This window comes from Terriglobus sp. YAF25, assembly GCF_052113305.1.
Lineage (GTDB): Bacteria > Acidobacteriota > Terriglobia > Terriglobales > Acidobacteriaceae > Terriglobus.
In genome coordinates, this window is the sequence record NZ_JBFRCY010000085.1 from 1 (window position 1) to 9,225 (window position 9,225).

Genomic DNA, 9,225 nt, shown 5'->3' on the forward strand with positions numbered 1-9,225 from the left:
TCTTCGGCCTGCGTCCGAAGCTGACCTCGCTGCTCGCCATCGGCTCCTCTATCTGCGGCGTCACCGCCATCATGGCAGCGCGCGGAGCGATCGAGCCCGAGGAAGAAGACGTCTCCACCTCGATCGCCGCGATTCTCACGCTGGGCGCAATCGCTCTCTTCACCTTCCCGGCGATCGGCCACCTGCTCCATCTAAGCCAGGAGAGCTACGGCATCTGGACCGGCCTGGCCGTTGACAACACTGCCGAGGCTACCGTGACCGGCGCGCTCTACGGCGATGTTGCCGGACGCTTCGCTATCCTCGCCAAGACAGCTCGCTCTGCCTTCATCGGCTTTGTCGTTCTCGGTTACGCCGTCTACTGGGCTTCCAAGGGACAGGCGCCCGATGTACCGAATAAGGCGCTGTTCCTCTGGCAAAAGTTCCCCAAGTTCATCCTCGGCTTTCTCGTCATCTCGGTGCTCGCTTCTTCGAGCTTCTTCAATACCTCGCAGCTTTCCAGCCTGAGCAATCTTTCGCGCTGGGCGTTTCTTCCGGCATTTGCCGGAGTTGGCCTGCGCACCAACCTGCGCGACCTGACCGGGCAAGGCTGGCGGCCCATCGTGGTCGGCATTCTCGGCGAGATCTTCATCGCCCTGGTCACACTTGGACTGGTCTACTGGACCTTCATCCGCGGAGACATTCGTTAATGTCACGCCGCGCCTCCGCAGAATCCTGTTGTTGTTGTCGCTGACCCGTTCGGGTATTGCGCACCTTCCTGCATCTTCTGGCCAGTTTTCACTTCACATCTAAGCCGCGCTGCACCCTGCAGACGCGCACCCAAGAACCACAAGGAGATTGACTCCATGCGCCGTATCGCATATTTCGCTGCATTCCTGCTCCTATTCGCCAGCTTCGCCCTCCTCCGAGCCCACGCCCAGATGGTGGGCGGCTCCATCTCCGGCACGGTTACCGATGCCAGCGGAGCCGCCATCTCCGATGCAACCGTCATTGTCCGTAACGAAGAGACGGGCACCGAACGCCACCTGACCACTGACGCACAGGGCCGCTACTCCGCACCCTCCGTCACCATCGGGCGCTGGTCTGTCAGTGCCGAGAAGGACGGCTTTGCCCGCCAGACTCTTACCGCCGTGCCGGTCGTCGTCGGACAGGCTGTCACTGCTGACATCCGGCTTACTGTCGGCGAGATCTCGCAGGCGGTCTCCGTGGTCGACACACCGCCGGTCGTCAACCTGTCCACCCAGCAGACCGCCGGCCTTGTCGATGAGCGTGCCGTAAAAGAGCTTCCCCTCAACGGCCGTTCCTACGATCAGTTGCTGACTCTCAATCCCGGCGTGGTCAACTACACCGGTCAGCGCTCCGGTTCAGTCGGCACTTCGAACTCATCGGTCGGCGCCATGTTCTCCGTTGCAGGCCGCCGGCCGCAGGACAACATCTTCCTTCTGAACGGTATTGAATACACCGGCGCCTCGCTGATCAACGTCACGCCCGGCGGCGCCAGCGGACAGCTTCTCGGCGTCGATGCGGTGCGCGAGTTCAACGTCATCACCGACACTTACGGCGCCAACTACGGTAAGCGCCAGGGTGCGCAGATCTCTATCGTTACCGCCAGCGGCACCAACCAGTACCACGGCAACGTCTACGAGTTCCTGCGCAACTCCTCGCTCGACGCCCGCAACTACTTCGATCAGCCAGGAGCCAACGGCAAGCGCCTCCCGCAGTTCCAGCGCAACAACTTCGGCGGCTCTGTCGGCGGACCTATCCGCAAGGACAAGCTGCTGCTCTTTGCCAACTACGAGGGCTATCGCCAGAATCTTGGCCTCTCCAACAAGGCCATCGTTCCCAACGATCGCGCGCGCCAGGGATACGTCCCCAACAGCAGCGGGACCGGAGAGACCTACGTCGGCGTGGCGCCCGGCGTTGCTAATCTGCTGAAGCTGTGGCCGCAGGCCAACGGCCCCGATCTCGGCTCAGGCCTGGCGTACGCCTACTCCAATCCTGTACAGCGTATCCGCGAAGACTTCGGGACCACGCGCTTCGATTGGAACCTCGGCAGCAAGGACCAGTTCTTCTCCGTCTACACCGTCGATGACTCAACCGCACACACACCGACAGTGAATCCGCTTACGTGGATCAACGAAAATGTGCGCGAACAGGTCACCAGCCTGCAGGAACAGCACGTCTTCTCACCGCGTCTGTTGAACACTGCCCGCTTCGGCTACTCGCGCGCGGCCTTCTTCTTCTCCGGCGAAGTTCCAGTGGATGGCGTTACACCGTTCGTCGTCGGCAAACCCGTCGGAGCCATCGTGATCGCGGGCTCAACTGCATCGAACGGCGTATCCCAGGTCTCAACCGCAGGCGCCAACGTGGGTTCGAACAACCGCGCCGTGCGCAACCTCTTCACCTTCGACGACCACATCTTCTATACCGTGGGCCGTCATCAGATCGAGGCCGGCGTATGGCTGCAGCGGCTGCAGGCCAACGACCTTTTGGCGCAGAACCAGTACGGCCAGGCCTCCTTCTCCACGCTCACCACCTTCCTGCAAGGCACAGCCGCCACCTTCAGCGTCGTTCCAGCTCCGACAGCGCTTGGCTTCCGCGCTCTCTTCGGTGCGGGCTTCGTCGAAGATACTTTTCGCGTCACTCCGCGACTCGAAATCCGCGCGGGCTTCCGTTTCGAGTCAGCCAGCAACTGGAGCGAGACGCAAAATCGCGCCGCCAACTACAACCTCAACAACTGGGTCATCGACACCAACCCGACAGTCGGCAAGTATGCGCTTTCCGACAACAAGGCCAAGTTCCTCCCAGAGCCTCGCCTGGGCCTCTCCTGGTCACCCTTTGCCAGCGGCAAGACCGCGATCCGTCTCGGCGCGGGTATTCATCGCGCACTGCTGGATAACCTCGACTACCGCCTGACCCAGGTCGCCCCCTTCAATACCACCCTGGCCTTCAAGAATGTCCCGGTATCCAGTCTGGCAATTACACCTTCCACAACCGCAGCAGCCGGTTCGCTGATCTCGCCCTCGAACGTACAGCCCGACATCCGCACTCCAACGGTCATTGCATGGTCGTTGCGCGTCGAACAGCAGATCGCTAGCAATACCTCCCTTACCGTCGGCTATGCAGGATCGCGCGGCTACCACCAGATCGTCTCCGGCGACCTCAACGAGCCGGCTGCAGTCGTCTGCCCGAATCCCTCCTGCCCCGCATCACTGGCCGCCGGCACCGTCTACTATCCGACGACCACCAAGCTGAATCCGAATGTCGCCAACACCACCTCCTGGTGGTCTGCGGCAAACACCTTCTACAGTGCGTTGCAGGTGGACGTCCGCCGGCAGTTCTCGCACGGTCTGCAGATTCGCGGCAACTACACCTTTGCACGCAATCTCGACAACGGCTCCGCATGGAACACCAGCGTCAGTGCCAACACGCCTGCCTTCGTCAGCGTTCCTTACTTCCCCAAGCTTGACTGGGGCCGTGCCGCTACGGACATCAAACACAACGCTGCAATCAACGGCACCTGGGAGATCCCCTTCGCACACCGGCTCAGTTCCGGCATTGCGCGTCAGACTCTCGATGGCTGGACGGTCAGCAGTATCGCCAACCTGCAGTCAGGCTTCCCCTTCACACCTCAGCTTGGCTATAACCCGACCGGCAGCGGAGACACCCGCAACCCCGTACGTCCCGACGTCAATCCGAACTTCAACGGCAGCCTCTATCCGCATACCGTCAACCAGTGGTTCAATCCTGCCGCCTTCAGCGCTCCTCACTATGGCGCTGTGGGAAACCTGGGACGTGACACTCTTACCGGACCGCATCTCCTTAACGTCGATCTGTCGCTGCTCAAGCGCTTCAAGGTCGGTGAACGGGTAAATGCGCAGTTCCGCGCCGAGGCCTTCAACTTCCTGAACCACACCAACTTCGCCCTTCCCAACCCCACCGTCTTCAGCTCAGGCCCGACGCAGGGCACTGCCGCCAATCAGACCACCGCTGCGGTGGCCTCGCCCACGGCAGGCGCTATCACCGCAACCTCGACTACCTCCCGACAGTTACAGTTCGGTCTCAAGCTGGCTTTCTAAGTAGCCGATAACTCAAACAGATGGCGCGGCCGTTGCCGCGCCATTTTTGTGCCGCGTCCGATTAGCGCACAGAATATGCGAAAATCGATACGGGACACCTTGAAACCCCTGCCGAAAGTACCTGCGCAGGCTTAGCATAGGTGTGGCGGATTTTCGAGGAAAAATTCGCCTTTTGGAGAAGATGGTGCAATGGCGACAAAGGCTCCTGTCGAACGGAAGAAAACCACAACCCCACAAAAGAATGGAACGGCACCCGGAATGACGCGCGACGTTGTGTTCGATGTATTTCGTCGCTGGGGTTATCTGCAGGCACAGCTTGATCCGCTGGGCCAGCACCTTCCGCCGGAGCCCTTCCCGGTCGATGTGCCCGAAGACGAGCTTTCCAGCGAAATCGCGCAGGAGGCTCGCAGCTACTACTGCGGCACTATCGCAGCGGAGTTCATGCATATTCCGTCGCCTGAGCGACGCCAGTGGCTGCAGGATCGCATAGAGCGGCCGGCGCCAAAGTACGACCAGAAGCGCATCCTCTCTCAGCTGATCCGAGCGGATATCTTCGAGCAGGTTATCCAGGCCCGCTATCTCGGAACGAAGCGCTTCTCCCTCGAAGGCCTCTGCTCTTTCATTCCTTTCCTCGACCAGCTTTTCGCCACCAGCGCCGCACAAGGCGTTGAGACGTGCGTCTTTGGCATGGCTCACCGCGGACGTCTGAACGTGATGACCAACACCGTCGGCCGCGCGGCTGTGGAGCTCTTTACCAAGTTTGAAGATGTCGATCCCCGCTCCACGTTGGGCGGCGGCGACGTGAAGTATCACTTAGGAGCCACCGGTGGCTACACCTCGCCCGAGGGCAAGAAGATAGCGCTGCACCTGGCCTCCAACCCTTCGCACCTCGAAGTGGTGAATCCGGTGGTCATCGGCCGCGTACGCGCTAAGCAGATGCGTATCGGCGCAGACGGTTGGAAGAAGGTTCTTCCCATGGTCATCCACGGCGATGCAGCTTTCGCCGGACAGGGCGTGACCGCCGAGACGCTGAATCTGGCTACAATCAACGGCTACAACGTCGGCGGAACCATCCAGGTACTCACCAACAACCTGCTCGGCTTCACAGCCATGCCGCAAGAGTCCAACTCGTCGCGCTACGCCACTGACCTTGCCAAGCGTCTGCCGATCCCCATCTTCCACGTCAACGCGGAAGATGTCGACGCGGTCGTCCGTGTTGCGGAGATCGCCGCTGACTACCGTGCGACCTTCGGCTCTGATGTTGTGGTCGATCTGATCGGGTATCGCAAGCACGGCCACTCCGAAGTAGACGATCCGACAGTCACCCAGCCGCGCCGCTATGCCCTGATCAAGGACCGTCCGGCTATCTACCAGGCCTATGCGCAGAAGATCGGCATCGATCCGTCAGCAGAAGCTAAGGCTGTTCAGGAAGAGTTGCTCAACGCGCAGAAGCAAGCGACGCAGGCCACCGAGATCCCGCATATGGCCGACGCGCCTGCGTACTGGGATAACTACAAGGGCGGCTATCTTCCGGTCAACGACGACACCGTCACCGGCCTGCCCGCCGAACGCATCGCGGAACTGGTCAACAAGCTCACTACCTATCCGGCGGACTTCAATATCCATCCCAAGGTGAAGGCACTTCTCGCTCAGCGCAAAGAGATGGGAGAGGGCAAGCGTCCGTTCGACTACGGTATGGCTGAGCTGGTCGCCTATGCCTCCCTGCTTGAGTCCGGCACACCGGTTCGCCTCTCCGGACAGGACTCGCAGCGCGGCACCTTCAACCAGCGCCACAGCTTCTATACCGATACCGAGACGGAGTTCCGCTGGTCGCCGCTGCAGCACCTCAGCGACAAGCAGGGGAACTTCGAAGCCTATAACTCCATGCTCTCCGAAGCCGCTGTACTTGGCTTTGAGTACGGCTTCTCGCGTGACTTCCCTGAAGCTCTCGTTCTCTGGGAGGCGCAGTTCGGTGACTTCTCCAACGGCGCACAGATGGTCATTGACCAGTTCATCTCCGCAGCAGAGACCAAATGGCACCTGCTCTCCGGCGTTGTATTGCTGCTGCCGCACGGCTACGAAGGCCAGGGTCCGGAGCACTCCTCCGCCCGTATGGAGCGTTATCTGCAGCTGTGCGCGCAGGACAACATGATCGTGGCACAACCTTCCAACGCAGCACAGTACTTCCATCTGCTGCGCCGCCAGGCTCTGTCGCCCTATCGCAAGCCGCTGGTCGTCTTCACGCCCAAGAGCATGCTGCGTCATCCGGATGCGATCTCTCCCATTGCTGACTTCAGCCACGAGCACTTCCAGACGGTGCTGCCCGAGGGCGAGGTCAAGAACGCCAGGCGCCTGCTCATCTGCAGCGGCAAGGTCGGACACAATCTCCGCGTCGAGCGCGCCAAGCGCAAGGACACCGAGACCGGCATTATCTTCATCGAACAGCTCTTCCCCTGGCCGGAAGCTGCACTGCAGGCCGCCATCGCACAGCATCCGAATGTCGAAGAGCTTGTCTGGGTGCAGGAAGAGCCAGCCAACATGGGCCCGCTTACCTACATCAACCCGAAGCTGCGCTACGCCGCCGGCGACATTCCGGTACGCACTGTCAACCGTGCCGCAGCCGCCAGCCCAGCCACCGGSTCGGCCAAGGCGCACGAGATCGAAGAGAAGCTGCTGATGGAGATCGCCTTCGGACGCATCTAGACCTCAGCCATCACCAAAATAAAAATGCCCGGCCTCGTGCCGGGCATCGCTATTTCGGGAGCYTCATCGCCGACCGCAGCGCCACCAGGCCCAGCGTCCCTACGACACCGATCAGCGCCAGCCACAGCAACTGCGGATAGCGGTCGGTCAGTGGACGCTTCGCCTGTGCCTGGTGAAAGAGCTCATTGCCCTCCTCCGCCCGTATCGTCGCCTCAGCCTGTCGTCCGCTTACCGGAAAGATCCGCGCATAGTCATAGACCGGGGCCGGCAGTGTCTTATCGCCGTAGTACAGCACCGGCGAACTGGCGACGTTCGCCTGCCAGCATAGCTTTCGCTGGCGCATCTCCAGGTTGACGGCGGCAATCGGCAAGGGCTGGTCGTCACCGTTCTCGACGGCAATCTCCACGGTTGCCGGCGACTGTAGATTCGCTCCAATGGTGAACGGAATCGTCAGATCCTCGTCTTCAATCTCGCGCCCGCCGCGCGTGATCTTCACATGCAGAATCTCTCCCGTAGCCGACTCGCTGCGGCTGCCTTCCTCGGACGCACGCGCCGTCACCCTGACCGTGCGCGCAAAATTCACAGTCTTCTCTGTCTGCATCTGGAACCGGACACGCTCCACCGGCACCTGCGGCGGCAACGCAATCGTTATCACCGTCTGCCGCCCCTGTTGGGTGAAGTTCGTACTGTGAGCCACGATGGTGTAGAGCGTCTGTTCCTCGCGGCTTGGCGGAATCGTCGCTCCTCGTACACTCCCTGTCGTAAGAGCATGTGGATTCCCCTGCGACGGAATCGGCATGAGTTCGACGTGCAGGATGGGAAAGGTGCTCTCCTGCAGATGCAGCGTCGTGTTGCGGCCGAGATGCTGGCTTGAGAGATCAAAGATCGTATAGCTGCCAAGCTCTTCACTGCCCGCCGAGACCTTCGCTGCCGCCAGAAAGTCCTTTGCCGCCAGATTCAGCTCGATCTCGGTATACGGATGTCCCGGCATCACAAGATCGAAAACGAGAGAATTGCCCTGGGTTGCAAGATTCAGCACCCGTGCGGACTCGGCCTCCGGCGTGGCCGGTTCGGAGACCGTGGTGGCATATGGCACCTCATGTCCGCCGGCAAAGAGCCGCAGATCACGCAACGCCGGCGCAGCATGGGCAAATACGTCAGAGTCCAGCACGGCGCATGCCTGGTCCGCACCGCCTGCGGAAGGCGCGGTCAGTTGGCGCTGGTAGCGGAAATCCGAAGGTTGGGGGGAAGGAGCCGTCGCTGCCACCAGCAACGCCAGCCCTGCGGCAAACCACTTCACAACAAACTACTCCTCTGAACGGGACACGGCCTTCAGGCCGAGCCAGTCCTTCTGATAGACGAAGCTTACGGCCATCAACAACGCACCAAGGCCGATAAAGCTGAGAACCCGGTATCCCTGTGACAGGCTGCGCATGTCGTACAGGAAGACCTTCCCTATGGTAGCGACCAGCAGCACCAGCCCCTGCCAGCGCACGAAGGCTGTACGCTTCCAGAAGCCGACCGCCAGCAGTGCCGCACCGTGCAGCATCATGAACGCCGAGAAAGTGAACTCCAACGCAATCGAATCATCCAATGTTGCCCGAACGGTTAAAAACGCAAAGATCTCGCGGCGTACGGTGACAAGCAAAAGCAAATTTAACGCTACGGAAGCGATCGCGGGAATCTGCATCTGACCACGCTTGAGATCGATCCAGATCACAACCGCCAACGCGGCGATGGCACAAACCTCGGCTACGAAACCAGCATTCGCAAACGGAGTTGGCCCGCTGTGGGTCCACCAGGGCAACGTGATAGCTCCAACGTACCCCAGAACAAGCGCTCCCAACGAAAGCCAGCGCACGCTGGACTGCAGGCTGCTTGCCTGGTGCTTCATCTTCTCGGCTGCGATCCAGTACAAAGCAACACCCTCGGCCAGCCATCCGATGGTGATCCAGCGCCCCGACGCTTTCAGCGGAATCGCGATGGTCAGGAAGACGATCGCAAGCGACAGGTGAATTGCCTCGGTAACCGCGTTCGGCCGCAGTCGGATCTGCAGCCGCATCAGCAAGAGATACAGGGCGGCGAACGCAACCGCTCCCCAGCTCAACCATGCGTGCCGCCCACTATCCTGCAGCAACGAATAAAAGGTCAGCGAACCATAGGCGCTTGCAGCCAGCGGCAGCCATACCGACAGCACAGCGTTCCCTTCCGACGATTGGATGAACGGCACCAGCGCAAATAAAAGAAAGAGCACCAGGACGAAAAAGCTGACCAGACCGAACTGATCCGCTGTAAAAAAACGCGTATACCAGCCAATGGTGTAGATCGAAGACATCGCCAGTGCTCCCAGCAACAGACGAGGCCATACCTTGAACACCAGCAGAACCGCCACAGAGCCACTCAACAGAATGAGATAGCTGAAGAGAAAAACCACATGGTTCTGCCC

The 9,225-nt window shown here is 60.6% G+C and carries 5 protein-coding genes; 3 read left to right on the top strand and 2 right to left on the bottom strand.

The features are described 5' to 3' along the window. From AB4043_RS05250 to AB4043_RS05260, 3 genes are all read left to right on the top strand, one after another. The coding region (locus AB4043_RS05250) for a YeiH family protein (protein ID WP_442306618.1) at positions 1 to 686 on the top strand (686 nt) is incomplete at its 5' end. 156 nt (positions 687 to 842) lie between these two features. Then, positions 843 to 4,076 (top strand): carboxypeptidase regulatory-like domain-containing protein, encoded by a 3,234-nt coding sequence (locus tag AB4043_RS05255; RefSeq protein ID WP_442300672.1) that lies wholly within the window; start codon positions 843 to 845, stop codon positions 4,074 to 4,076. Positions 4,077 to 4,334: 258 nt separating this feature from the next. After that, the gene (locus AB4043_RS05260) at positions 4,335 to 6,779 is read left to right on the top strand and encodes a 2-oxoglutarate dehydrogenase E1 component (protein ID WP_442306619.1); all 2,445 of its coding nucleotides are present in this window, start codon (positions 4,335 to 4,337) and stop codon (positions 6,777 to 6,779) included. Positions 6,780 to 6,828: 49 nt separating this feature from the next. Here the strand turns inward: AB4043_RS05260 and AB4043_RS05265 are convergent, their stop codons facing one another. Continuing rightward, positions 6,829 to 8,079 (bottom strand): hypothetical protein, encoded by a 1,251-nt coding sequence (locus AB4043_RS05265; protein ID WP_442306620.1) that lies wholly within the window; start codon positions 8,077 to 8,079, stop codon positions 6,829 to 6,831. Positions 8,080 to 8,085: 6 nt separating this feature from the next. Next, positions 8,086 to 9,225: DUF2339 domain-containing protein (locus AB4043_RS05270; protein WP_442306621.1), on the bottom strand; the 1,140-nt coding region annotated here is incomplete at its 5' end.